19 protein-coding genes are annotated in these 22,526 nt (G+C 57.7%); 10 read left to right on the top strand and 9 right to left on the bottom strand.

Going from position 1 to position 22,526, the window contains the following annotated elements; genetic code table 11:
* Positions 1 to 36 precede the first annotated feature (36 nt).
* From MW046_RS00275 to surE, 4 genes are read left to right on the top strand one after another with little or no spacing between them, the layout of a single operon-like run.
* Positions 37 to 1,209 (top strand): M24 family metallopeptidase, encoded by a 1,173-nt coding sequence (locus tag MW046_RS00275; RefSeq protein ID WP_247993577.1) that lies wholly within the window; start codon positions 37 to 39, stop codon positions 1,207 to 1,209.
* 48 nt (positions 1,210 to 1,257) lie between these two features.
* Positions 1,258 to 1,980, top strand: a complete 723-nt coding sequence (locus tag MW046_RS00270; protein WP_247993576.1) for a prephenate dehydrogenase/arogenate dehydrogenase family protein — start codon at positions 1,258 to 1,260, stop codon at positions 1,978 to 1,980.
* Positions 1,981 to 1,999: 19 nt separating this feature from the next.
* On the top strand, positions 2,000 to 3,403 hold the full coding sequence (locus tag MW046_RS00265; protein WP_247993575.1) for a small ribosomal subunit Rsm22 family protein: 1,404 nt from the start codon (positions 2,000 to 2,002) through the stop codon (positions 3,401 to 3,403).
* Between the two features lie 49 nt (positions 3,404 to 3,452).
* Complete coding sequence (gene surE / locus MW046_RS00260) at positions 3,453 to 4,241, top strand: 5'/3'-nucleotidase SurE (protein WP_247993574.1); 789 nt, start codon at positions 3,453 to 3,455, stop codon at positions 4,239 to 4,241.
* Positions 4,242 to 4,284: 43 nt separating this feature from the next.
* On the opposite strand, the gene MW046_RS00255 is transcribed toward surE, so the two are convergent.
* Positions 4,285 to 4,506, bottom strand: a complete 222-nt coding sequence (locus tag MW046_RS00255; RefSeq protein ID WP_247993573.1) for a GIY-YIG nuclease family protein — start codon at positions 4,504 to 4,506, stop codon at positions 4,285 to 4,287.
* Between the two features lie 88 nt (positions 4,507 to 4,594).
* Positions 4,595 to 6,703: a hypothetical protein gene (locus MW046_RS00250; protein WP_247993572.1), complete on the bottom strand. Its 2,109-nt coding sequence runs from the start codon at positions 6,701 to 6,703 to the stop codon at positions 4,595 to 4,597.
* A gap of 403 nt (positions 6,704 to 7,106) precedes the next feature.
* On the opposite strand from MW046_RS00250, the gene MW046_RS00245 reads away from it, so the two are divergent.
* Positions 7,107 to 8,216, top strand: coding sequence for a Gfo/Idh/MocA family protein (locus tag MW046_RS00245; RefSeq protein WP_247993571.1), 1,110 nt, complete (start codon positions 7,107 to 7,109; stop codon positions 8,214 to 8,216).
* A gap of 4 nt (positions 8,217 to 8,220) precedes the next feature.
* Here the strand turns inward: MW046_RS00245 and MW046_RS00240 are convergent, their stop codons facing one another.
* Positions 8,221 to 9,681 (bottom strand): flippase, encoded by a 1,461-nt coding sequence (locus MW046_RS00240; protein ID WP_247993570.1) that lies wholly within the window; start codon positions 9,679 to 9,681, stop codon positions 8,221 to 8,223.
* A gap of 168 nt (positions 9,682 to 9,849) precedes the next feature.
* On the opposite strand from MW046_RS00240, the gene MW046_RS00235 reads away from it, so the two are divergent.
* From MW046_RS00235 to MW046_RS00225, 3 genes are all read left to right on the top strand, one after another.
* Entirely contained in the window at positions 9,850 to 10,806 is a 957-nt protein-coding gene (locus tag MW046_RS00235) for an alkaline phosphatase family protein (protein WP_247993569.1), read from the top strand.
* A 101-nt stretch (positions 10,807 to 10,907) separates the two neighbouring features.
* Complete coding sequence (locus tag MW046_RS00230) at positions 10,908 to 12,797, top strand: hypothetical protein (protein WP_247993568.1); 1,890 nt, start codon at positions 10,908 to 10,910, stop codon at positions 12,795 to 12,797.
* Between the two features lie 20 nt (positions 12,798 to 12,817).
* Positions 12,818 to 14,065, top strand: coding sequence for a beta propeller repeat protein (locus MW046_RS00225; RefSeq protein WP_247993567.1), 1,248 nt, complete (start codon positions 12,818 to 12,820; stop codon positions 14,063 to 14,065).
* On the opposite strand, the gene MW046_RS00220 is transcribed toward MW046_RS00225, so the two are convergent.
* Together MW046_RS00220 and MW046_RS00215 are read right to left on the bottom strand one after the other, a co-directional pair.
* Positions 14,053 to 15,525: a sulfatase gene (locus tag MW046_RS00220; protein WP_247993566.1), complete on the bottom strand. Its 1,473-nt coding sequence runs from the start codon at positions 15,523 to 15,525 to the stop codon at positions 14,053 to 14,055. The two genes, MW046_RS00225 and MW046_RS00220, sit on opposite strands and share 13 nt — an antisense overlap.
* A 72-nt stretch (positions 15,526 to 15,597) precedes the next feature.
* Positions 15,598 to 16,665: a glycosyltransferase family 4 protein gene (locus MW046_RS00215; RefSeq protein WP_247993565.1), complete on the bottom strand. Its 1,068-nt coding sequence runs from the start codon at positions 16,663 to 16,665 to the stop codon at positions 15,598 to 15,600.
* A 261-nt stretch (positions 16,666 to 16,926) separates the two neighbouring features.
* On the opposite strand from MW046_RS00215, the gene MW046_RS00210 reads away from it, so the two are divergent.
* Complete coding sequence (locus MW046_RS00210; protein ID WP_247993564.1) at positions 16,927 to 17,220, top strand: HalOD1 output domain-containing protein; 294 nt, start codon at positions 16,927 to 16,929, stop codon at positions 17,218 to 17,220.
* A gap of 87 nt (positions 17,221 to 17,307) precedes the next feature.
* Here MW046_RS00210 and MW046_RS00205 read toward each other — a convergent pair whose 3' ends face one another.
* The 3 genes from MW046_RS00205 to MW046_RS00195 all read right to left on the bottom strand — a co-directional run bounded on the left by MW046_RS00205 (position 17,308) and on the right by MW046_RS00195 (position 19,776).
* Positions 17,308 to 17,862 (bottom strand): NAD(P)/FAD-dependent oxidoreductase, encoded by a 555-nt coding sequence (locus MW046_RS00205; RefSeq protein ID WP_247993563.1) that lies wholly within the window; start codon positions 17,860 to 17,862, stop codon positions 17,308 to 17,310.
* Positions 17,863 to 17,917: 55 nt separating this feature from the next.
* A complete protein-coding gene (locus MW046_RS00200; RefSeq protein WP_247994782.1) occupies positions 17,918 to 19,033 on the bottom strand; it encodes a DUF354 domain-containing protein in 1,116 nt (371 codons plus the stop codon).
* A gap of 128 nt (positions 19,034 to 19,161) precedes the next feature.
* A complete protein-coding gene (locus MW046_RS00195; RefSeq protein WP_247993562.1) occupies positions 19,162 to 19,776 on the bottom strand; it encodes a DUF7344 domain-containing protein in 615 nt (204 codons plus the stop codon).
* A 397-nt stretch (positions 19,777 to 20,173) separates the two neighbouring features.
* Here MW046_RS00195 and MW046_RS00190 point away from each other — a divergent pair, with 397 nt between their 5' ends.
* On the top strand, positions 20,174 to 21,187 hold the full coding sequence (locus MW046_RS00190; protein ID WP_247993561.1) for a lipid II:glycine glycyltransferase FemX: 1,014 nt from the start codon (positions 20,174 to 20,176) through the stop codon (positions 21,185 to 21,187).
* 27 nt (positions 21,188 to 21,214) lie between these two features.
* Here MW046_RS00190 and MW046_RS00185 read toward each other — a convergent pair whose 3' ends face one another.
* Positions 21,215 to 22,516 (bottom strand): antibiotic ABC transporter permease, encoded by a 1,302-nt coding sequence (locus MW046_RS00185; RefSeq protein ID WP_247993560.1) that lies wholly within the window; start codon positions 22,514 to 22,516, stop codon positions 21,215 to 21,217.
* Between the last annotated feature and the right edge of the window lie 10 nt (positions 22,517 to 22,526).

Below are 22,526 nucleotides of genomic sequence, written 5' to 3'. Positions count from 1 at the left end.
GCTAACGTTTAGTTCATCGAGGGTAAGAGGCATGATATGCAGCCCGATACTTCGGATTTGGATGGGTTCCTCGCTGATCGGAACGACGACGGCTATCTGATCGATGCGGACGGCGAGATCCCTGATCAACGATATCTGTCCGGGTTCGACGCACCCGATCCGTTCGTGACAGTGTACGCGGACGGTGTGCATCTGTTGGTTTCGAGTCTCGAATACGGCCGGGCGAAACGAGAGAGTAACGCGGAGACGGTATCCCGATACAGCGATTTCGACTATCGAACGAAACGAGAGCAATACGAGCAAACCGAGGCAAAAACCCGCGTCATCGCCGAGTTTCTGGAGCAACAGGGAGTCACGTCCGTTTCGGTTCCCGAACGGTTCCCACTGTCGAGTGCTGACGGACTACGCGACCTCGGTGTCTCCGTGGCAGTCGACACTGAGAGCGTGATCACGCAGTTGCGCGCGGTCAAAACAGACGAAGAAATCGAGCGGATCCGCACCGCCCAGCGGGCGAACGAGGCGGCGATGGGTCGTGCCGAGACGCTCATCAGGGAGGCAACGATCGAATCAGGGACACTCGTTCACGACGGAGAGGTGTTGACCAGCGAACGCCTTCGCCGGGAGATCGAGATGGAACTCCTCCGGAACGACCACGCTCTCGATGAAACCATCGTCGCGTGTGGGGCCGACGCAGCAGATCCCCACGATCGAGGGAGTGGGCCGCTTGAGCCACACCAAAGCATCATTATCGACATCTTTCCGCGCGGAAAAGAATCGAAATACTTCGCGGATATGACTCGGACGTTCGTGAAGGGAACGCCGTCCGAGACGATCCGGGAGTGGTACGATCTTACCCACAAAGCCCAACGCGCCGCGTTCGACGTCATTGAAGCTGGAGTAACTGGTGGAGACGTTCACGATGCCGTCTGTGACGTGTATGAGGCCGCTGATGAGCCAACGCTCCGGAGCGATGAGGGAACCGAAACGGGGTTCATCCACAGCACCGGTCACGGAATCGGCTTAGATATCCACGAACGGCCGCGGCTCGCGCCGGGTGGAGAGCAACTCGAAGCGGGCCACATCGTCACTGTCGAGCCGGGACTGTACGATCCTGCCGTGGGCGGTGTTCGGATCGAGGACTTCGGCGTCGTCACCGAGGACGGCTTCGAGAACATCACCGAGTATCCCAAACAGCTAGTTGTGGAGTGACGCCGTCGGTCGGACAGGCTTTTATATACCGCAGAGGAATCGCGCAGCATGAACGTACTCGTCGTCGGCGCTGGCGAGATGGGAACGTGGTTCGGTGGGACTCTTCATGCGTCGGTCGCGTACGCTGACCGCGACAGGAAGGCGGCAGAGTCCGCTGCGGCCACGACAGGCGGCCGGGCTGTCGATCTCGACACGACCGAGCGGTTCGATGTCGTCTGTTTCGCGGTGCCGATCTCTGCCGTTTCGGACGCGATCGCTACCCACGCTGAGCGGGCCACCCACGCCGTGGTTGACGTCACTGGAATCATGAAACCAGCTGTCTCTGCAATGCGGACACACGCGCCCGAGCACGAACGCGTGAGTCTGCATCCGTTGTTCGGAGCCACATACGCACCGGGTCGGATCGCCGTGGTGTCTGATGAGTCCGGTCCTGTCACCGACCGGATCCAGTCGACGTTGCTCGAACGCGGTAACGAACTGTTCGAGACCACTCCGGACGAACACGACCGATCGATGTCGACCGTTCAGGCCAAAACTCACGCCGCAATTCTCGCGTTCGGACTTGCGAGCGAACCGGTCCGAGAAGAGTTCCACACGCCAGTGTCCGAGCAGCTTTCGGCTCTCACCGAACGGGTCACTGGCGGTGATCCGGACGTTTACGCGGAGATACAAGCGGCGTTTGGGGGTGCCGAGGACGTCGCGGCCGCCACACGCCGTATCGCCGAGGCGGACGCCGAAACGTTCGAAACCCTCTACCGCGACGCCCGATAACTGGAGGGTATCCGAGGCGATGAACGACGACCAACGAACACAGGTGCGTGACACTGCTCGCTACCTGCACAACGTCCGCCCGATCGATCCCGAAGAGCTGTATGAGTACGTCGAAGGACAACCGCACCCTGCAGCTGTCAGGCAGGTGCTACGCGAACAGGCGTTCGATCTCGAACTCATCGAACGGGATGAGGTTTTCGTCCCTGTTCCCGATGATCCCGTCGACGTTTCGTTTGACGGCGGAAGCGTTCCGACGGAGTACACCGAACGACTCGATGCCCTGCTGTGTGAACGGTTCGGGACCGACTGGCCGACCGGCGAATCGGGCGAACGCCTCCGGCAACTGATCGTGCAGATCAAAGACGACTACCTCCACCAACGCCCGGTCGAATACGATCGTGACACCGCGCTCGCGTACGCCATATACCACTTATATGATAATTATGCAGTCACACAGCACGCGCTGATGGAGTTGGTTCGCGGGGATCTGGTGGATCACCGGCTTCGGGTGTTAGACGTCGGGGCAGGCATCGGCGGACCGGCGCTGGGGCTGCTTGATCTCCTGGAGCCGTGTCTGATCGACTACCACGCCGTGGAGCCGAGCGCAGCCGCATCCGTGTTCGAGGCGCTCGTAGAGCCGAGCCGCAATCAGTCGGTGACGGTTCACCGCACCCGAGCGGAAGCGTTCGAGCCGCCAGAAGAGTACGACCTGATGCTGTTTGCCAACGTTTTGAGCGAACTCGATGATCCGGTGTCGACGGTCGATCGCTGTTTGGACGCGCTCACACCCGATGGGACGTGTCTGTTGCTCGCACCGGCCGACCGAAACACAGCGACAGGACTTCGTGAAATCGAGCGGACGTTGGCCGATGAGCTGGGCTGTACGGTGTACGCACCGACGGTTCGACTGTGGCCGGACTTAACGCCTGGTGCCCGAGTCGAGGGATGGTCATTCGATGTCGAGCCTGACGTTTCGGTGCCATCGGTTCAGAGACGACTCGCGGATGCAGTGTCAGAAACGTCGGAGCCTGACTCCTCGGCGTTCGTCAACACCGACGTCCAGTACGCCTACTCGATGCTTCGACGGGACGATCGCCGGCGGATTACGGTCACTCCTGATTCGTCACGGTTCACACCGATGGCTGACGCAGAGACCCACGTTTCGGATCGGATCGATCTCCTCGCTGTGAAGCTGAGTCACGACCTCGGCGGGGAGCACCCGCTGTTTTTGATCGGTGATGGAAGCCAGCAGATCGACCACTTTGCGGTTCTCGTCCGCGAAACCGGACTCAACGACGCGCTCATCCACACACCGTACGGCGGGCTGCTCGCGTTCGAGAATGCACTCTTGCTCTGGAACGACGACGAAACGGCGTACAATCTGGTCGTAGACGGAGAAACAGTCGTCGATCGACTGGCGTGACGATCCCGAGACGGGTTCTTTTTCGTTATCCACTCGAATTCACCACAAAATGAACATCCTGCTCACGAACGACGACGGTATCGAGGGAACGGGGCTGTATGCGCTGTACACCGCCCTGTCGGAGGTTGGTGACGTGACGGCGATCGCGCCCGCGACCGACCAGAGCGCAGTGGGCCGTGCGATGTCGCGGCGAGTCGAAGTCGACGCTCACGAACTCGGATACGCGGTCGATGGCACACCCGCCGACTGTGTCGTGGTCGGGATGCAGGCTCTCGATACGGCGTTCGATCTCGTCGTCTCGGGCTGTAATCGGGGCGCGAACCTCGGGGCGTACGTACTCGGTCGGTCGGGAACGGTGAGTGCCGCTGTCGAGGCGACGTTTTTCGACGTACCAGCGATGGCTGTTTCGATGTACATTCCGGGCGGTGATATCGACTTTCGCTCGTTCGAGCCGTCCGTCGAGGAGTATGAGGAACCGGCGCGTGCGGCACGGTATCTCGCAGAGACGACCCTCGAATCAGGGGTTTTCGAGCACGCGGATTATCTGAACGTCAACGCACCGATGATCGATGAGGGTCCGTGTGAGATGAAGATCACCAAACCGTCACAAATCTACGAAATCGATGCGATCGAGGACGAAGATCACATCGTTCTCCGGGATCGGATCTTCGATCAGCTCGCGGATGGGAGCATCGATGATCCGGATGGTACCGACCGACGAGCCATCGTCGACGGCCACGTCAGCGTCTCACCACTCACCGCGCCACATTCCATGAACAACCACGAAACGCTCACGGAACTCGCCACTAGCTACGCACACAGAGCGACACCGGATTGACGATCTCCTCGTTTCTCTGTAAAACAGTTTCGAAGCCAACCGATCAGATCATATCGAACAAATCACACACGTCATCGGGGTGTGCGACGATGAACTCGTTATCTCGGCGTATTCGGTTGGACGAAGGGAGGAATACGAGATGTTCCTCGCCTTTGCAATGGGTGTCCGTTACCTCCCAACTGTCGAGGTCATAGCCTAAATCCTGTTCGAGATCGGGATCAGGCGGTTGTTTGTTCCATTCTGAGATGTCGTTTTCACTCGTCATCGTCCGTATCCCGTTTCGTCTGACCGGATGGAGCGATCCGGCAACCGATATCTCGAGTTGTGACTTTCGTGGCGTACATCTGTGTCCGTTACTGTTGACCAAAGCTGATGGTGGCGTCACCATCGATGTCAAGCTCGGTAATCTGTCCGGAGAACCTGAAGCTGTCACGGCAATCGCGTACAGTTCCTCGGGCTGTCGATCCTGAAACCGTATCACTGCTCTCCGCAAACTTCCCTTTTTCGAGCGATCCGTTCACGGATAGGGCGTATTTCGAAGCTCCGCTCGATTTGCTCCCATCGATAATGAGAGTGTGCTGTTTGTCGCCCTCGGTACCGAGTGCGTTCGGATCGACCTTCTTCCCGTCGACTCGAACAGTGACCGAACCGTCCGCCGAGAACGAGGTCACCGAGCCGGTGAACAGGTACTTATCGAGGGAGTCGCTGACCGACCCAGACGACCAGTTTTCACCGACGAAGGTGTCGGTGGTAGTATCGAACGAGCTGAGATTCTCGTTGGGCTGAACGTTGCCGTCGACGGCAAACGTGTAGTTGGCGTTCGAACCGTTCCCTTCGATTTCGAGCGTATGGGTGTCCGATCCGCTTGCACCGCTGTTGTTGGTAGCGTTCTCACTGGCACCGCTTGCGTTTCCGACAAAGAGGTCGGTCACCTTCGATAGGAGACCTTGAGAGGAGTTAGACGACGACTCCGAGTCGTTTTTCGTGTTCTTCGAAGAGGAACCCGACCCCGATCCTGATTTTGATTGTGATCCCGACTGACCGAGGTCGAGTGACGGAGCCGAGCCGGAGTTACTGACGTTGACGGACTTACCGGACGACGATTTCAACTGAACCGATTTCCCCGGAGTCTTGATCGTGGTGTTCTTGACGAGGGTGTTATTCGAGTTCGAGAACACGATCCCTTTGCGGCCAGAACCGCTCTGTTTGATGTAGCTGTTTTTGATCTGCGAGCCGTCGCCCTGTCCGACCAGCACGGACGGCCCTTTCGATGCGGACCCGGTGATTTTGACCCGGTTCATGCGGAGCCACCGGGGATTCGGGCTGGGATCGTGACGTCCTTGAGAGGTCTGTTTCTCGCGGTGGACGGCCGGTCCGCCGTCGTTGTTGTAGGTAATCCGGGTGTTTTTCACGTTCAGCGTGCGGCCGCCAGTCCACACGGCGATCCCGGGCCCGTTGGTGGGATTGTTTTCGATAGTGATATCTGTGTTTCGAACTTCTCCACCGGCTTTGTCGAAATTGCCTCCCGTCGAGGCGTTGCCTTGCTCGAACAGCACACCACGCATCGTGAACGCGTCGTCTTCGAGCGTGTGGGGTCCGGAATACTTCTCGGGATTGACCTCGACAGTCGCCCCGTCGACGTAGCTTCCCTCACCCGAAATCCGGATGCCACACACGTTGTTGTTCCGGTAGGTGCCACCGATGACTTGAACCGCGCTGAGCGTCCGGCTTCCATAAATGCCGTTGTTGCCGAACTCTTCGAGGTGACAGTCGACGATCTTGACCGTGCCCTTGCCACCGTAAACGGAAATTCCAGCACGACCGTCGCCGGATTTGTAGTGTGCCCACGCAGAACCCTTCTTCGCAACGAAGTTTTTGAGAACGCCGGTCGAGTTGGGATCGTTCACCCGAAGCTGCCAACACCGGGTTACGTCGCTCGAATCGACGATGGCGCGCCCGATGTGCTCGATGTTCTCGGCGTGGAAGCCGTGCTCGGAGTTGATCCGAATGCCCGTGGCCGTCTGGTCCGCTCGGACATCCACGTCGAAGTTCTCGAACAACGCCTTATCACACGTCGTGTTGATGAAAAACTCGTTATACCCGGAGGGGAACGTAAACGTCACGTTGTCGTTTTTCCCCCGAATCCCGATCCGATCGGTGTCCGCGGTGATCGAACCGCCCCAGTGGTACGTTCCCTCAGGGAACTCCACGAGGGTCTGGCCGTCGAGTGCCGATTCGACTTTGCTGGTAACGTCTCCGTTTCCGTTGGGATCACAGCCGAGATCCTTGACAGCGTCGACGACGTTGTTGAACGTGATACCGTGACGCGTTTTCGCACTCGCCCGGCCGGCCTGTGCTGTTCCGAGTACCGAACCGCCGATGACCGCTCCAGTAAGCTTAATGTAACTACGTCGTTCCAGATGTGACGACCCGTCTTCTCCGCTCTCTGACTCAGATGTCATCGGTGGGTAAAACAGGATTACCCAAAAGTACCTTCTGGCTACGTACGTAACATTTCGATCCTAACGCGTGATCGATACAGAAGGTTGGCCACAGTTACATACCGACCACATTTGATGTTGGAAATATGATTATATTCCATCGTAAGTCGCTCTTAGACCACGTAAGGTGTTCCTACTGATCGAAATCGTCCGGTACAGCAGAGCCGACGTCCCCTGGTAGTGATCGTCTATCAGGTCTGGGACGCGCGCACCGGGGAAACCGACCGAGCGATGAAACACGATTACGATCATATATATCACAAAAGATATAATCGTCGGCGGTGTCGGAGAACGGACGGCTTACCGATCAGAATGGACCGACAGGCGACACATAACAATGGATTCGATCGGACGAATCCACATGATGGTCCTCAGAACAGCGGTCATTGGTGCAGGTATCATCTCCGGAAAACATCTGTCGGCGCTTCGGGAATGTCCGAACACGACGCCGGTTGCGGTTTGTGATCTCGACGAGAAGCGAGCGGGACGAATGGCCAAAGAGCACAAGACGGCGGCGTACACCGACATCGAGGAGCTACTGGCCGGGGAACAGTTACACTGGCTCCACATCTGCACCCCGGTACAAACACACGTGACACTCGCACAGACGGCGCTCGCAGCTGGTATCCCGGTGTTGATCGAGAAACCGATCACGATGACCAACGAGGAGCTACAGAAGTTGGTCGAAACGGCCGACGCGAACGACGTTACGGTGTCGCCAGTGCACAATCACATGTTCGATCCGGCGATGCGGAAGGCCCGAACGCTGCTCGAACAGGGGGTGGTCGGCGAGCTTCGAGGCGTCGACGTGACGTACACTGGCGCTTCCTTTGCCGATGAGCCAAACCGGGGGTCGTGGACGTTCGAGCTGCCCGGTGGTGAGTTTGAGGAGGGGATACCGCATCCCTTGTATCTCGCCCTCGTGATGGGCGGCTATCCGAACGACGCCGGCGAGATCGACGTTCAGACCGCGCTGACGACATCGTACGAGAACCCGTTCACCTACGATACGACGCAGATCCAGTACCGATCCGAAACCGGCACCCTCTGTTCGATTCGTGTGAGTGCCGGTGAGATCCCCGTCCACCGAATCGACGTTCACGGCTCGGATGGATCGTTAGTGGTCGATCTCGTCTCACAGACCGTCGTTCCACTCGGTACGGATTACACGGCGACGTCAGTTCATCGCGCCCGGAACAATCTCGACCGTGCCGCACGTCGGATACTGGGCACGGCGACGGCGTTTTACGACGTTCTCAATAACCGGTTCAACAACAGCTGGGAAACCGAACGGCAATTAGACTCTCACTATTACCAGATCGATGCGGAAGCCAGCGCGTTGATTCGTGGGAACGCCCCGCCCGTCCCGATCGAACAGGCCGAATGGGTAATCACGCTGATGGAACAGATCCGCGATGAGGCAGAGGAAGGCGCTCCCCTCATTTCGACCCAGTCGTTCGAACGGTCGTCGTGACCATTCACTCCGTCACACTTTTGATGAACGACTGCACCAACGCGATGTCGATGAGTCCACTCACGAGAGCTAGTCCCGCCCACACTCCCCCGGCGATGGCGATCACTGTGAGTAAGGAGACGAGATCAGTAACGAGAGGTAACAGCACGACGACGACGACGGACATGAGTGCTGTGATCGCGCAGATGAGCAGCGTTTTACGACCGAGCCGTGCTCGTGCGATCGGGAACTCCTGGTTGATGATGTAGATCTCGACGCCGATCAACGCGGTGTAGGTGATGACCGTCGAGAGCGCAGCACCGACGACGCCGATGACGGGGATGAGGAGCACATTCAGGATGACGTTGCCGACTGAGGCCCCGGTCTTTGCGATCGCGCGGTCACGCGCGCGACCGACGAAATCGAGTCCATCGTTAGTGATCTTATCGATCGCCCGAAGGATGATGTATACACCAAAGACCTGCACGACGGGGACGGCACCCAAATACTCAGCTCCGAACACGTACCGGATCGTCGGCTCGGAGACGAGTATGAGTCCAGCGCCAGCGGGAAGGTACAGCATGATAGTGTGAACGAACGCGTGTTCGTACAGTTCCCCGGCCCGACCGATCGCATTGCTCGCTTTCTGTTCGCCGTACGCCGGTGAGACGGCAAACCCAAGCGATGTCGCTGGCACCGTTACGAAATCGGCGATCTGTTTGCCGAGAACGTAGAACCCGACAGCGGCGGGATTCAGAAAGAACCCGACGAGAATGGTGTCGACATCCTTATCGAGCGTGTGGCCGCTGCGCGTGATCGTGAGCGGGATACTGTACCGGAGGATCTTGCCCGGTAGCTCCGAATCCATACCACCACCCCCAGCGTACTTTGGAATGAATCGGCCGAAGATGACACCCAACCCCACGACCGCGGCGAGTGCATGCCCGAGTACGTAGCCAGCTAGCGCCCCAATGGCACCGAGCCCGGCCAGTAAGAAGCCGACGGTGAACACCAGTAGGCTGACGTTCGACAGCGCACCGATACACGCGCTCCAGCGCACGCGATTGAACCCCTGAAACACGACCGTCGTGAACTTAGAGAGGGTCATCGTGGCGACGTACAGCGATCCGACGACCAGAAACGGTTGGATTGCTGGCTCGTTAATCATTCCCGCGATAAACCCACTTCCCAACACGAAGGTGGTACTGACGACGATGATCGACACCAGATTGTACTGAAGCGAGGTGGTGATGATGTGGGGGATCTGGGTGGGATCTTTGGCTTTGTACTCGGTGATGTAGCGGGCGGCCGATTTGGCAAAGCCGAGATAGCTAAACAACAGTCCGGTTCCGAGTACGGACAGCGAGAGGAACAACAGCCCGTACTCATCGGGCGACAGGAAGTAGTTCGCAAGCACGATAACGATGAGACCCTTGGATACCATGCGTGCTCCTTCGGCGACGAGCATGGCTTGTAGACCACGCATAACCTTTTGAGCAATCGTCACAGTCGATCTCACTCTCGGACAATGTGCTGTGGGTGGATAGTAATGGGTCCATTATCCTGCCGATCGATGTCTTGGAGATCGTCCGATCTAGCGTCCTCGGTCGTAGCGACGGAATAACGATGAGGAAGCGTTCGGAACGAGGGGGTAATGTACACGCCGTCCCAGTTGTGGCGGGGATTTCGACGAGGGGTACAGCAGCCGTCGTTTTTCGGGCAGGAGTTGAATCGGCTGTACAATCGCCGGTTGTATCGGCGAGAGTACAACACTGACGGGGTCGATGTGATGACCGAAGACTGGGACAACTTGATCATCCTCGATGCGTGTCGGTACGATCTCTTCTCTGCACAACAGGAGTGTTCGGGAACGCTCGAACGACGCGAATCGAGAGGGTCACACACGGTTGAGTTCCTGATGGGAAACTTCTCCGGTCGAACAATGACGGATACGGTGTACGTAACTGCTAGTCCTCAGCTTCATCGCTGGAACGATCGGATCGACGCGACCTTCCACGACGTCATCAACGTCTGGAAACACGACTGGGACGACACCCACAGAACGGTGCTGCCACGAACGATGACCGATTACGGGCGTCGTGTGGCAGCACAGTACCCGAACAAACGGCTCATCGTTCATTATATGCAGCCTCACTATCCGTTCATCGAAAGCCCCGAAATCAATGTCGGGAATCGACTTGACGGGACCGATAAGACGGACATCTGGGGACAACTCCGGAACGGAGACACGAACGTTTCGCCGTCCGAGATTTGGGAGGCCTACCGGGACAATCTCGATCGGGTGTTACCCGCCGTTCAAGAACTCGTTACGACGGTGTCAGGCCGCTCGGTGATAACGTCAGATCATGGCAACATGTTCGGTGAACGATCAAGGCCGATTCCGATCGCCGAGTGGGGACATCCCCCGGGAACGTACACCGAAGAGCTGGTTACGGTTCCGTGGCAGATCGTTTCGGCCTCCGAACGACGGGATATCCGGTCCGAACAGCCACGATCAAGTTCGAACCGGTTTACGCCGAACGCCGACCTCCGACCCGACGACAACGCTGTCACGATAGATCGGTTACAGGCGCTGGGATATCAGGAATAGGTGGCTTATAACAATAGTCCTCATCAAGCAACTTGGTTGACATCCGGATCCATGAGAGTCCTGCCTGCGTTTCGTGATCGAGTCGTACTGCATAGATCGCTATGACAGCAGCGACAGCACGGGGTGCTAGAACCCCTCCGAGACGGACTGAAACGAACCCTGAGCGGTGGTGGACGAAACCGTTGCTCACAGTCGGATTTCTTACGCTCACTGGTGCGATCCTTTCGGCGAAAACTGCTCCGGCTACTGGATACGAGCTGTCGTTGTACACGGCGACACCGATCCTGTTTTGGGTTGGTGTCGCCATTGCGCTCGGCGGAGCACTGCTTGTAGCGTTCGTATCGTCGGTTCGGTGGGTACGGTCGCTCGCGCTGGTGCTCGCTGCTACTGCTATGCTTTCGGTCTTGGGACTACCGTTCCTTCGGGACTACTACTTCCATGGAACGGCGGATCCGATGACCCACCTCGGTTTGGCGAAAGATCTCAACAGTGGACGGACGAGTCCGTTCGGAATAATGTATCCCGGAATCCACATACTCGCCGTGTTCATCAGTCGAGTCGTCGGCTACCCACTCCGACGGTCTGTGTTGTTCGTTACACTCCTGTTTGCGCTTGTGTACATCCTATTCGTTCCTTTGTGTGTACGGCTTCTCGTCTCCGGGCCGCGCACCACCACGATCGGCGTGTTTTCGGCGCTGTTGTTGTTACCAATCAACCACATTAGCACCCACTTTCGTGTGCATCCGTTCACCCTCACGACACTGTACTCCGCATTCATCGTCTTTCTTCTGTTGAAGGCGTTTCTCTCCGAGGGTCGGTACGACCGGCGGTCAAAGCGATCCAAACCGGTAGACACCGTGGCAGGGACGTTCGTCGTTCTCGCCGTGGTTCTCACGAGCGTCGTGTTGTTTCACCCCCAACAGGCGCTCAACGTTCTCATTCTGTTCGTAACCATCTGTGACATACAGTTGCTGTATCGGGTGTTCCGTTCCGATCATCCGATATCAGAACACCCTCGACTGTACGCCCCGACGCTGTTCTTCTTAGGTGTGTACGCACTATGGACCACTCGAACGTCGTGGTTCTATCGTTTGGCCGACAAACATCTGAGCAAGATTGCTGGCTACATTCAAGGCGAGACCGTCGCGGGAAAGCAGATTCAAGCACAAGGCGATTCGATCGCGGCCATCGGAGCCAGCATCCCGGAGTTGTTCGTGAAGCTCTTTTTGCTCAGTGCAGTGTATACGGCTATCACAGCCGTCATCGCCCTGCTGTCGGTCTCACACGCGTTCGACGACGAGACGACGGCTCCCCAGAGTACGCGGCTGTATCTCTCGTTGAGTCTCCTTCCGCTGCTCATGGTGTTTCTCGTATACTTCGTTGGGAGCATCTCGAAAATGCAGTTCAGACATCTGGGCTTTTTGATGTTGCTGGCGACGCTGTTGGGGGCCGTCGGGCTGTGTGTGGCGTTGAAGCGACTCCGTCACACCATATCCCTCCCTCGAAGTGGGCTCCTGTTTGCGGTCGGATTCGCGCTCATGCTCGTGCTGGCGATTGCGCCCCTCTACCAATCGCCGTACATCCATAAACAGAACGTACAGGTGACCGAAATGCAGATGGAGGGGTACGATCAAGCGTTCGAACACCAGACGAACGGCGTTCCGGTACTCGGCATTCGGATGGAGCCCACCCGATACGCCGACGCCACGCGTGGTGTGCAGTGGAGAAGCGAACGCGAACGGTTATACCGGCAGACTGTCCCGTTTAACACCTTATCACAGCTTCAGACGACGTTTAGGTCCCCTCGGTACGTCATCGTCACCCGGCTCGATCGGGAACGAGAGATAAACGCGTATCAACAGCTTAGGTTCTCCAAAGAGGAGTTCCAAGCGATCGAACGCCAGTCCGGGATCAATCGCGTCATGTCGAACGGAGAAGTACAGCTGTACTACGTAGTAGACAACTCAACCACGGATGATGAACCACCCTGAGCCGACACGAGGACTAGTCGATGAAACTGCAAGCCGTCGTTGACGGACGGGTGTACGCGTCCCGTGGACGCACCGTCCTCGGTGGACCACCCAGTCGGCTCGAACGGCTCGGCAGTCTTCCGAACCCGCTTTCCGGTGTTGCCGGGCTTCGGTACACGCTGATGACGACGTCGCCGTGGCGGTCGGCGATCGAGCGAGTCGTCGGTGCTTACCGGACGACGAACGTCTGGCCCATCACGGAGTCAGTGATGGTGGCAACCGTCCGGCGACAGCTGTTCGTCTCCCACGATGGCGGTCGAACGTGGCACCACACCCACCAACTGCCGCCCTCCTCAGGGATCGCTGGCGTCCTTCCCACGGCGGTGTGCGCCCACCAAGGGGCGATCTATCTCGGGGAATACCCACTCGACGATGATGTCACACCGCGCATCCGTCGTTCGATCGATGAGGGACGAACGTGGACGACGGTACTTGAGCTGCCCGAGGTGCGCCACGTTCACGCGATCTGTCCCGATCCGTATACGGGCGAGCTGTGGGTAACGACCGGCGACAGGGATCCGGAGTGTCACATCGGACGACTCCGGGAAGGACGGTTCGAGCCCATCGGCGGCGGCGATCAGCGATGGCGCGCGGTCGCACTCGTGTTCACCCCCTCGGCGATCCTCTGGGGAATGGACTGTGTATACACCGACCGAAACCGTATCTTCCGGCTCGACAGGACCGATCTCACGGAGCGACCCACGCGGTCGACGCTGGGTGTGGACGATCAATCCCGATCCCACACCGCGGCTCGCTCGACGACGAGCACCGACGAACACAGCGCCCACGACACCTGTCCGTCGCCCACCTCGGTCGGATCCGTTCCGAACTCGGTGTACTACGGTACGACGCTGACGATCGATGACACGCCGTGGGTCGTTTTCTCGACGGCCATCGAAACGGGTGGTGACAGCACTGCACCCGACCGTCGTCCCACTGATAGGACCCAACCGACTGCGGGACACGACACGGCCACGGTTGTTGCCGCCTCAGCGAAATCGGAGTACACCGATTGGTGTGAGTTGGCGCGATTTCGGACGCCCACACAGCCGATCGAATACGTCGATTCAGGCGGGCGGTTCCCGACTGCGAACACGTACGTTTTTCTTGGATCGGATCCCGATCACGGGGTGATCGTCAATCCGTGTAACACCGCGACTGATCACGGTCGACTCATCACCGTCTCTCCAGAAACGATCGTGGAGCTAGCTGGGGCTCAATCTAGATAGCCGAGATCTTCCAGCTGAGCCTCGATACTCCCGCTCAGTCGTCCTGTGTCTGCGGTATCAGCAGCCACTGCCGTGTCGAACTGCTCCGTTCGTTCGGCGAGCAACGATCGAAACCGATCAAGAACTGACGACTCCGGTTCCACGAGGGCTTCATCGATTCCTGTGCCACGGAGGAGATACTCCTGTTTTTTCCCTCTTGGCTCGACTCGGTCCTCGTCGATCTCCGAGCCGGGATGAGACTGGTGCCCGTTCCGGTCGTGGGTAGACTGAGACATGGCGGTGTGATCTTGCGTTGGCACTGACGTCACGTACTTGTGAGTGCCATCGGACAACATTCGCCAGTGGGTGATCTCCGAGGGATCGACATCTCGCCCTGTGTGGGGGACCACATCCTCGATCAGAGCCGTCGAAGGCGTGGCTGGTAACGACCGATCGAGCGTCCCTTCGAGAACGGTCTCGAAGAGCCGGTGGAGTTCGAACGGTCGCTCGATGCTCTTTGGTGTGGTTTGTCCCGGCTCTTTGATGAGCAACGGCACCATCGTGTTCACGTCTCGGACGTAGTGGGGAGGCGTCGCGTCCCGGTCGTACTCTCCGAGCGTCTTGCCGTGGTCAGCGCAGATGATGAGCAACGCATCCTCGTATATCCCGTGCTGTTCGAAAGTTGAAAGGAGGCGATCGACCATCCGATCGAGATAGCGCAAGCTAGCGTCGTAATACTCGAGGAGTCGTTCCCGCGTCTCCCAATCGAGACGGGCGCGGCCCATGATGTTCGTGAGCAGTTTGACGTTGAGCCGACGGGCTTCGATCGCCGACGGTCGGTTGAGATCGAGAGCATCGAACGCGTCTCGTGGCGGGTAGTACGGGCTGTGGGCTTCCATCAGATTGAGAAAGGTGAACGTGGGGGCCTCACGGTCAGCGGTGTGCGACAGCCACTCGGCGGCGCGCGAGACGAGTCGCTCGGTGAAAAACCGCCGCTTGAGCAGGACTAGCGGCTGTCGGCTCGCATGCCCGAGCGCCGTATGCAGTTTCGAATAGAGCTGTCCTCGTCGGCCGTGAATCGGATTGGCCGATCGGCTGACTTCCAGATCCCACTCGACGAACTCCTCGAAGCCACGATCTAACCCCGAGAGCTGTCCGACCCACGGATTGTTGGAGAACCCGGCGGTGTGATAGCCCCGTTCTGCGAGCCGCTCGGCGAGCGTCGGAACGTTCGCTGGAAGTCCAAACCCCTGATGAGTGAATCCACTCGTGACGCCGTGTTCTGAGGGATACAGTCCCGTGAACATCGAACAGTGTGATGGGAGTGTCCACGGTGCCGGAACGTACGCGTGCTCGAACACCGTCGCTTCGTCGGCTAGCGTATCGAGCGTCGGGGTTGTCGGCCGGTCGTGGCCGTAGGCCGATACACGATCTCGCCGCGCTGAATCGAGCACGAGGAACAGAACGTCAGGATCGGGCATACCCCAGAGCGTGTACCGTTCGTAGCTTTGTTATACAGCCTCTGTCCGGCGTAAGCGCTTGGTACTCGCCGCTCACGCTGGTAGTTCGGCGTAGATTTCCTGAAGGGTCTGCTGTGTCGTATCCCACGAGTACGTCTCGGAGACGAGCCGGCGATTTTCTCGGCCCATCGCCTCGGTACGCTCCGGATCTGCCACGAGCGTGGCAAGTGCATCCGACAGTTGGGTCGTGTTCTTCGGCTCGACCAACAGCCCGTTTTCCTCGTCGATGACTTCTGGAATGCTCCCGACAGTGGTAGAGACGACGGCATTACCGCCAGCCATTCCCTCTAGCAACGCGATCGGCAGCCCCTCAGCGTACGCCGGGAGCACGAATATCGTACCCGAATCGAGGAGCGTCCGCTTCTTGCGCTCGGAAACGTAGCCGAGATACTCGACGGCCTCGTGCTGGTCGGCGAGCGACTCGACCCGCTCTTTGAGCGGTCCGCTCCCAGCGATGCTAAACCGGACGTCCGTCCCGTTTTTCTCCGGATTTTCATCGAGGAGATCCTCGATGGCTCCAGCCAGCTCGAACACCCCTTTCCGTTCGACCAAGTTCGAGACGAACACCACGTGTTGAGTATCGGTCTCGAAGACGGGCGAATACTCCGATGGAGCGATCGCATTCGGGAGAACGCGGATCTTCTCTTCGGGAACGCACGTGGACAACACCTCCTGCCAGTATGGAGACAACACGATGATACGATCACACTCCCCGAACACGAATGCCTGTATCCGATTGATGAGCCACGAGTCGGTCGTCACGAACGAATCGAACGAGGAGCCGTGGACGTGTAACACGACCGGTCGATCCCAGACGATCGACGCGTACAGGACGTAAAACGCCGATCGATAGAACGAAAACCGGTGTGAGGTGTGGACGTGAATCACGTCCGGCGGTGCCCGAAACGGGAACCGAATCGCGGCCCACACCGACGCTATCACCGAGGTGAACAGCCACCATCCCCCCTCTCCTTTCGGATCAGACACCATGTCGTACACTGACGCCTCGACGGAGTCGAGATGACGATACTGTTGCTCGATGTACTGGTGGATACCACCACCACCGAGCGTTCCAACGATGAGTAGTCGATCCGAGGTCATCACTGCAGACCGTAAGCAGACATCACCTTTGTTATTCTGCTCCAACGATCCGATAGCGACCACAGCAGAACCCTCACAGTTGTGTCCGATGATCAAATGGTATATATACGTACGAATGTGTCTGAACAAAGTGAAACGGTGGATGAATTCCAAACCGTTTATGTGTGTGGTGGGAGTTACTATTCGGTGTTGTCTCTCTAGGGAATCATCCCAGAAACGATTATGAGAGCAGATACCAACACGGAGGCGACAATGGGGGATATGGATAAGAAGATGGGCCGAACGTCCCGCGAACCGGTACGATCCGGTGCATCGGAGTTCCTGTACGACTCTTCCAGACACGCCCTTGGAGTACGCGTTATCGAGGCGGTTGGCGACGTTGCAGGGGTCGATGAGACGGAGATCACGACCCCACTGAACGAAGTGATCGATCCAGAAGCGTTGAACGCCTTATTCAAGAACGGCGTTGGGGGAGAAGTACGGTTCACCTTTGACGGATACCGCATCACAGTAACGGTTTCGGAGGACGGCACCGGCCACATCTACGTCGAGTAGCTGATCGAATCGGCTACAGCGTGTTAGAGCGGCCAGAGCATCGTGTAGCGACAGAATCGTAATCAGTTTGGTGTCACGCCGACAGTGCTACGCGTCTGCAGGGGTATCGAAGTCGTGGAAGTGGTCTCCTTTTTCTTTCGTGAGAATGTTCAGCGCAGCGGCTGCGCCGTCACCGGCCGAGATAACCGCCTGCCACTCCTCGGCACGCACCATTGCTCCCGTCGCATACGCATTCTCGATACTCGTTTCCATCGAGATGGTGACGTCAACCGTTCCATCGTCTTCGAATTCACATCCTAACGTTTCGGCGAGATCACGATCCGCGCCGGTAGCGAGCACGACGTACTCGCTATCGTACTCATCCTCCTCGGTTACGACGGTAAAGCTCTCGTCAGTGTGTTTGACCTCCGTGACGTCCTCGCCTTGATGACGATCGACGTCGAATCCGTCGATCTGTTCTCTGGCATCGTCCATGAACGCACTGCCGTCGATGCTTTCGATCCCGAGATAGTTGAACAGATGCGCTTTGTGCATCCACGTCTCATCGGTGTCGAACACCGCCGTCGACAGTCCGTTTTTCGCCGTGAACAACGCTGCGCTCAATCCCGCGGGACCACCGCCGACCACTGTGACACGCGTCATACGCTAGTACGTACGGTTGCCGTCCATATAACTGTTCGATCGATGCTCCGCTCCATCAATTCTCTTGTCGGGGAGGACGGGGGGTGCTCCGTTCGGGGACGTGGGGGCGGGGATGGAGTTCCTCGACAGCAGCGGTGTCCCCACTCGCGCGTGCGAGAGACGTGAGTACCGATGAGAGATTGACCATATCCACCACGTACCGATCGCGCTTTCGTCGCCACTCAGTTTCGAGGTTCGGTCGGTTCAACAACCGTTCGGCAGTTTTGAGAACGGTGTCAAACGATTGGAGGTTGTACACGAGACCGTTCGACTCCAGTTCGAGGAAATTCCCCATATCGTCCGGTCCGACAAAGGAGTTCGACCGGATCGCAGGCGTTCCAAGCAGTGCTGCCTCGGTCACCATCGTCTGTGTGTCCGCAACGAGCAACGACGCCTCGGCAAGCGCGTCGTGTAACACCCCCGGATGATCGTCGAACGGCCGAGCGGGCAGCGAGTCAAGCGAGAGGGTTCCTCCTTCATCGGAGACGAACACTGTGGCGTGATCGGCGAGACGTTCGATGAGCGTCCGGCGTTGCTCGTCGGAAAACCCTCCCTGCCCCACATCGTGGTGGGAACCGAACGCGTTGAACCGAACGAGGACGTATCGGTCACTCGCGCCAAGACCGAGTCGCTCGCGGATGTCGGTAGATGGTTCATACACCTCGGGGTGGAGATACGCACTCTCTTTGAATCCCGCAAACACGTAGTGGTTCGTTCCCAGATCCTTCTGAAACGCCTGTGGAGTCACGATGGTTCGGGCAAACGGCATCGACACGGCGTGGTCTATCCCGGTCGGTTCCGAGTCAAGTACCAACACCGTCGGGGTTCTCGTGAGCGCGCCTGCGTGGGCCGCATAGGCGCCCATCCCGAAAATCACGTCGGGATCGAACGCGCGCGTGTGACTCACGATATGGAGGTAATGGTGAGGGAGCCGTCCGAGCAAGGACCATCGTGTCGTGTCACACCCACCGTACACGGTGTGATCGATGCCGTGCCAATCGAGCAGTGCGGTCGTACAGCCGTAATCCCGTGCCATGACTGAAACTGCGTGTCCCTCCGCCTGGAGCCGGCGCACGACGTGCTTATACAGATGGACGTGGGCTGGTGTGTTCGTGAAGAAAACGTATCGCATGGTCGGAATGCCCTGCCGAACGGCTTTGTTACTCTCTGCTTTCGAAACGGTTCGGGTGTGGACACCGTGAGCTTCGATGATTCGTCGACCGATACAGCCGACTGCCCGCTGGCTGTCCTCGTTCGGAATCAACGATCGGTGAACGCTAGCAGCGGAAGATGCTCGGTGGTCTTATAGAGATGCATCATCGAAAGCACGACGAACCCTAACAGAACACCGGCGAGTAGCTGCGCCGACGATAAACCGGCGAGCAGCGTGTTCGCCCCGAAGATCACTCCGCTTGCACTGGTGAGCAGGAGATAGTAATGTGCCCACACGTCCGCGTTATCTCCATCGAGATTCAGATACGGTTCGAACTGCTCGAACGTCGGTCCCAATGAGATGGTTCCTCGCGCCTTGTTGAACTCAACCACACCCGTATCGTCCATCTTCGGGAGGTGACACTGGTAGAGACCGACGTACACGCGCTTGCGCTCACGAGAGGTGAGCGCCGATTCCGTCGTATCGTTTTCGAGCGCGGCGATATGTTCGGCGAGCGCACCGATCGTCACCGGATTATCGCGTTCGATGAGATACTGAAGAGTACGTCGGCGACGTTGATTTTTCAACACCTCGAAGATCCGATCCGGACCGAGCGCCGGACCAACAGCATCATCACTCTCGGCACCATCGACGTCAACCTCCGTCGAGCCGTTGTCTTCGACCGACTGAGACTGCGTATCGTTCGGCGTCTTGGTGCTCATCGATACCACCCGTTGCACACATAGATTACCGATAGCGGTACGACTTTCAAACCACACATTCTTGCTGGTCGCATGTCTCTCAATACCCGGTGCTCGTGTGCCCCGACACTGTGAGTAGTGGGCAGCTACCGCGGCGCAATATATTAGGTTAGGAACTTACTTGTAATTAATTGTCGATTTAAATGATAGTCGCAATTGGATCCGGAAAAATAATTACTACCTACGAGAACACTCCTTCGGGTTTCATCGATAATTCGAAGAGGCCCGTACCAAACGTTGGTATGTCATAACGAAAACCCATCGTTGATTGCATTATTCGTCTCATTATCTGATAAAAATATCGTATGAATTAATAAAAAATGACAGGGTGCTGGAGACCGAACGGGTGTGTAGTGACATGGGAGTTGAGATCGAGCGTGTCGAGGAAACTGAAACGTGGAATCAGCTCGTCGAGCGGTCCCCACAGACGTGTCTCTTTCACCGGTATGAAGCACTGTCGATTCAGGCCGACCACACCGATGCAGACGTTCACCCGTTAGTAGGATACATCGGAGAAGAGCCAGTGGGGTTGTTCCCGTTGTTCGAACTTTCGCGGGGACCGGTTCGGTTGCTGTTTTCGCCGCCACCGGAGCTTCGGGTCTCCTATCTCGGTCCTGCGTTGTTGAACGGGAACGGGCTGAAACAGAGAAAGCGAGAACGCCGTCAACACGAGTTCGTCGAAGGGTGTTTCGAGTGGGCCGGATCGACGTTCAACCCTCGGTATGGACATCTCCGTATCCACAGCTGTTATAAGGACATCCGTCCGTTCCTCTGGAACGACTGTGAGGTGACGCCGTCGTACACGTACCTCGTGGATCTCACGCAGGGAACGGAGGATCTGTTGATGTCGTTCAGCCGGGACGCCCGGAGCAACATTCGTGACACAGAGCAAGCGTCGTACACGATCGAAGAAGGCGGTCGGACTGCGATCTACGACATCATCGAACAGGTGGACCGGCGGTATGCGCGTCAAGGCATCAGCTACCACGTTACGCCCGCCTTCGTGACAGAACTGGCGACCAGTCTTCCGGCGGGTGCAGTGCGCCCGTACACGCTTCAGATCGACGGCGAGTTCATCGGCGGACTGATCGCGCTGGACGATGGTGAGACTGTATACCGATGGCAGGGAGGTGTTCGCTCCGATACATCTACCGACGTGCCCGTCAACGATCTGCTCGACTGGCACGTCATGACCGAAGCGATCGATCGGAACCGAACTGCCTACGACCTCGTCGGCGCGGACAACCCCCGGATCAACCGGTATAAGGCGAAGTTCAACCCGGAGCTCGTTCCGTTTTACAACGTCGAACACGGGTCCACAGCGATCACGACGCTCGCACGTGCGTACCAGTGGATACGGAGGATGGCGTGAGCCGAATCAGCTGTACATCGATGCACGCTACAGCGATGTCATTGACGACCGAAAATCGGACAGTGCAGTGAGATACTCCGAAATGGCATACGCCATCCACGCTTGACACCACCGCATGAGCGTGATTCTGGTGGTGTACAGTCGGTGTTTCCGGTAGTAGAACTGTCCGTTTCCAGCGTACAGCTGATCGAGCGCCCACGCGAGGATGCGCCGGGCGAAGTCGAGCTCACCGGCGTATGTGAACACGAGGATCCCTTGTGCGCTCGCGTGGATATCGCGTGGATACGTTTTGTTCTCGTCCCAATTCGGTGCTCCGGAGGAATCAAACAACGTCTCTCGATAGAACGAGAGCGCTCGGTCGATCGTCTCGTCGTACCGGTCCGAACCAGTCACGTCTCGATACCGGAGCAGCGACTCGATGATGAACCCGTTGTGGTGATTGTCCATCGAAAGATGCGATGACGACGATGGCTCCCGGTAGGTCCATCCCCCGATATCGGTTTGGAGATTCACGATGTGATCGAATATCTCTTGTGCCCGTTGGCGATGGGACTCCTTTTCGAAGTACGCATACAGGTCGATGAGCATCCGAGCGCCGATCGCACCGGCGTTGATGGTGTAGACATCAGTCGAATGATTTAGATGATAGTTGATGATTGCGCCGTCGTCGACAGTGCGGTAGTCGAGATCGTCCACGAGAAACTCCTCTGCCGTTCGTGCGATAGAAGCATACATCGGATCGAGCTCCGTGGCTGAGAGCAACGACTTGACGGCAAAGGACGTCGAGACGATGTCCGGGTCGTTCGGAAGCCCTTTGCTGTTGATGTGTTGGATCTTGTGGTTGTGTCCGCCACAGAAACCGCTGTATCCGACGCTTCGGTTCGCAATGAGCCACTCGTTGAGCTGATACGCTTCTCGTGTGTAATTGACCGGCTCGTTCGTGTCGTCAGTCGTGCCGTTTTTGGCGATGGATTCCATGTCGATCTTGCTTGCCGACTCTCCATCAATCTCGCCGAGGAGTCCAGCAGTGTTCAGATTCGCCATCGCAAACAGCGCCGTTCCTTTGTAGTTTCGCCGTTGCTCGACGAGTAACAACGGCCGGAGGTTGATCGGTGGCCGTTTGGCCAACTCCTGAACGAAAATGTTGAGCCATCTGTTGTCTACTGGGAGCATCCGGAGCAGTCGGCTACTCATTCCGTCTCCGTAGTCCCATCCTCTATACCCCCGCTTGCGAGCATACGCCAGCGTTTTGCGCAGAACTTCGATGAGGCGTTGCTCGTCGTTCGATACGGACGTTTCTGTCGTCTGAGCCGGGATGCGTTGTGTCATGTTCTCGGAT

It is taken from the genome of Halocatena salina, assembly GCF_023115355.1.
Taxonomy (GTDB): domain Archaea; phylum Halobacteriota; class Halobacteria; order Halobacteriales; family Haloarculaceae; genus Halocatena; species Halocatena salina.
This window is presented reverse-complemented; position numbering and strand designations above follow the sequence as displayed.

What these genes read in the sequence shown, in the direction of transcription:
- MW046_RS00275 (WP_247993577.1), top strand. Translation starts at nt 37, where the DNA reads ATGCAGCCCGATACTTCGGATTTGGATGGGTTCCTCGCTGATCGGAAC.
- MW046_RS00270 (WP_247993576.1), top strand. Translation starts at nt 1,258, where the DNA reads ATGAACGTACTCGTCGTCGGCGCTGGCGAGATGGGAACGTGGTTCGGT.
- MW046_RS00265 (WP_247993575.1), top strand. Translation starts at nt 2,000, where the DNA reads ATGAACGACGACCAACGAACACAGGTGCGTGACACTGCTCGCTACCTG.
- surE (WP_247993574.1), top strand. Translation starts at nt 3,453, where the DNA reads ATGAACATCCTGCTCACGAACGACGACGGTATCGAGGGAACGGGGCTG.
- MW046_RS00255 (WP_247993573.1), bottom strand. Translation starts at nt 4,506, where the DNA reads ATGACGAGTGAAAACGACATCTCAGAATGGAACAAACAACCGCCTGAT.
- MW046_RS00250 (WP_247993572.1), bottom strand. Translation starts at nt 6,703, where the DNA reads ATGACATCTGAGTCAGAGAGCGGAGAAGACGGGTCGTCACATCTGGAA.
- MW046_RS00245 (WP_247993571.1), top strand. Translation starts at nt 7,107, where the DNA reads ATGGTCCTCAGAACAGCGGTCATTGGTGCAGGTATCATCTCCGGAAAA.
- MW046_RS00240 (WP_247993570.1), bottom strand. Translation starts at nt 9,681, where the DNA reads ATGCGTGGTCTACAAGCCATGCTCGTCGCCGAAGGAGCACGCATGGTA.
- MW046_RS00235 (WP_247993569.1), top strand. Translation starts at nt 9,850, where the DNA reads ATGTACACGCCGTCCCAGTTGTGGCGGGGATTTCGACGAGGGGTACAG.
- MW046_RS00230 (WP_247993568.1), top strand. Translation starts at nt 10,908, where the DNA reads ATGACAGCAGCGACAGCACGGGGTGCTAGAACCCCTCCGAGACGGACT.
- MW046_RS00225 (WP_247993567.1), top strand. Translation starts at nt 12,818, where the DNA reads ATGAAACTGCAAGCCGTCGTTGACGGACGGGTGTACGCGTCCCGTGGA.
- MW046_RS00220 (WP_247993566.1), bottom strand. Translation starts at nt 15,525, where the DNA reads ATGCCCGATCCTGACGTTCTGTTCCTCGTGCTCGATTCAGCGCGGCGA.
- MW046_RS00215 (WP_247993565.1), bottom strand. Translation starts at nt 16,665, where the DNA reads ATGACCTCGGATCGACTACTCATCGTTGGAACGCTCGGTGGTGGTGGT.
- MW046_RS00210 (WP_247993564.1), top strand. Translation starts at nt 16,927, where the DNA reads ATGGATAAGAAGATGGGCCGAACGTCCCGCGAACCGGTACGATCCGGT.
- MW046_RS00205 (WP_247993563.1), bottom strand. Translation starts at nt 17,862, where the DNA reads ATGACGCGTGTCACAGTGGTCGGCGGTGGTCCCGCGGGATTGAGCGCA.
- MW046_RS00200 (WP_247994782.1), bottom strand. Translation starts at nt 19,033, where the DNA reads ATGCGATACGTTTTCTTCACGAACACACCAGCCCACGTCCATCTGTAT.
- MW046_RS00195 (WP_247993562.1), bottom strand. Translation starts at nt 19,776, where the DNA reads ATGAGCACCAAGACGCCGAACGATACGCAGTCTCAGTCGGTCGAAGAC.
- MW046_RS00190 (WP_247993561.1), top strand. Translation starts at nt 20,174, where the DNA reads ATGGGAGTTGAGATCGAGCGTGTCGAGGAAACTGAAACGTGGAATCAG.
- MW046_RS00185 (WP_247993560.1), bottom strand. Translation starts at nt 22,516, where the DNA reads ATGACACAACGCATCCCGGCTCAGACGACAGAAACGTCCGTATCGAAC.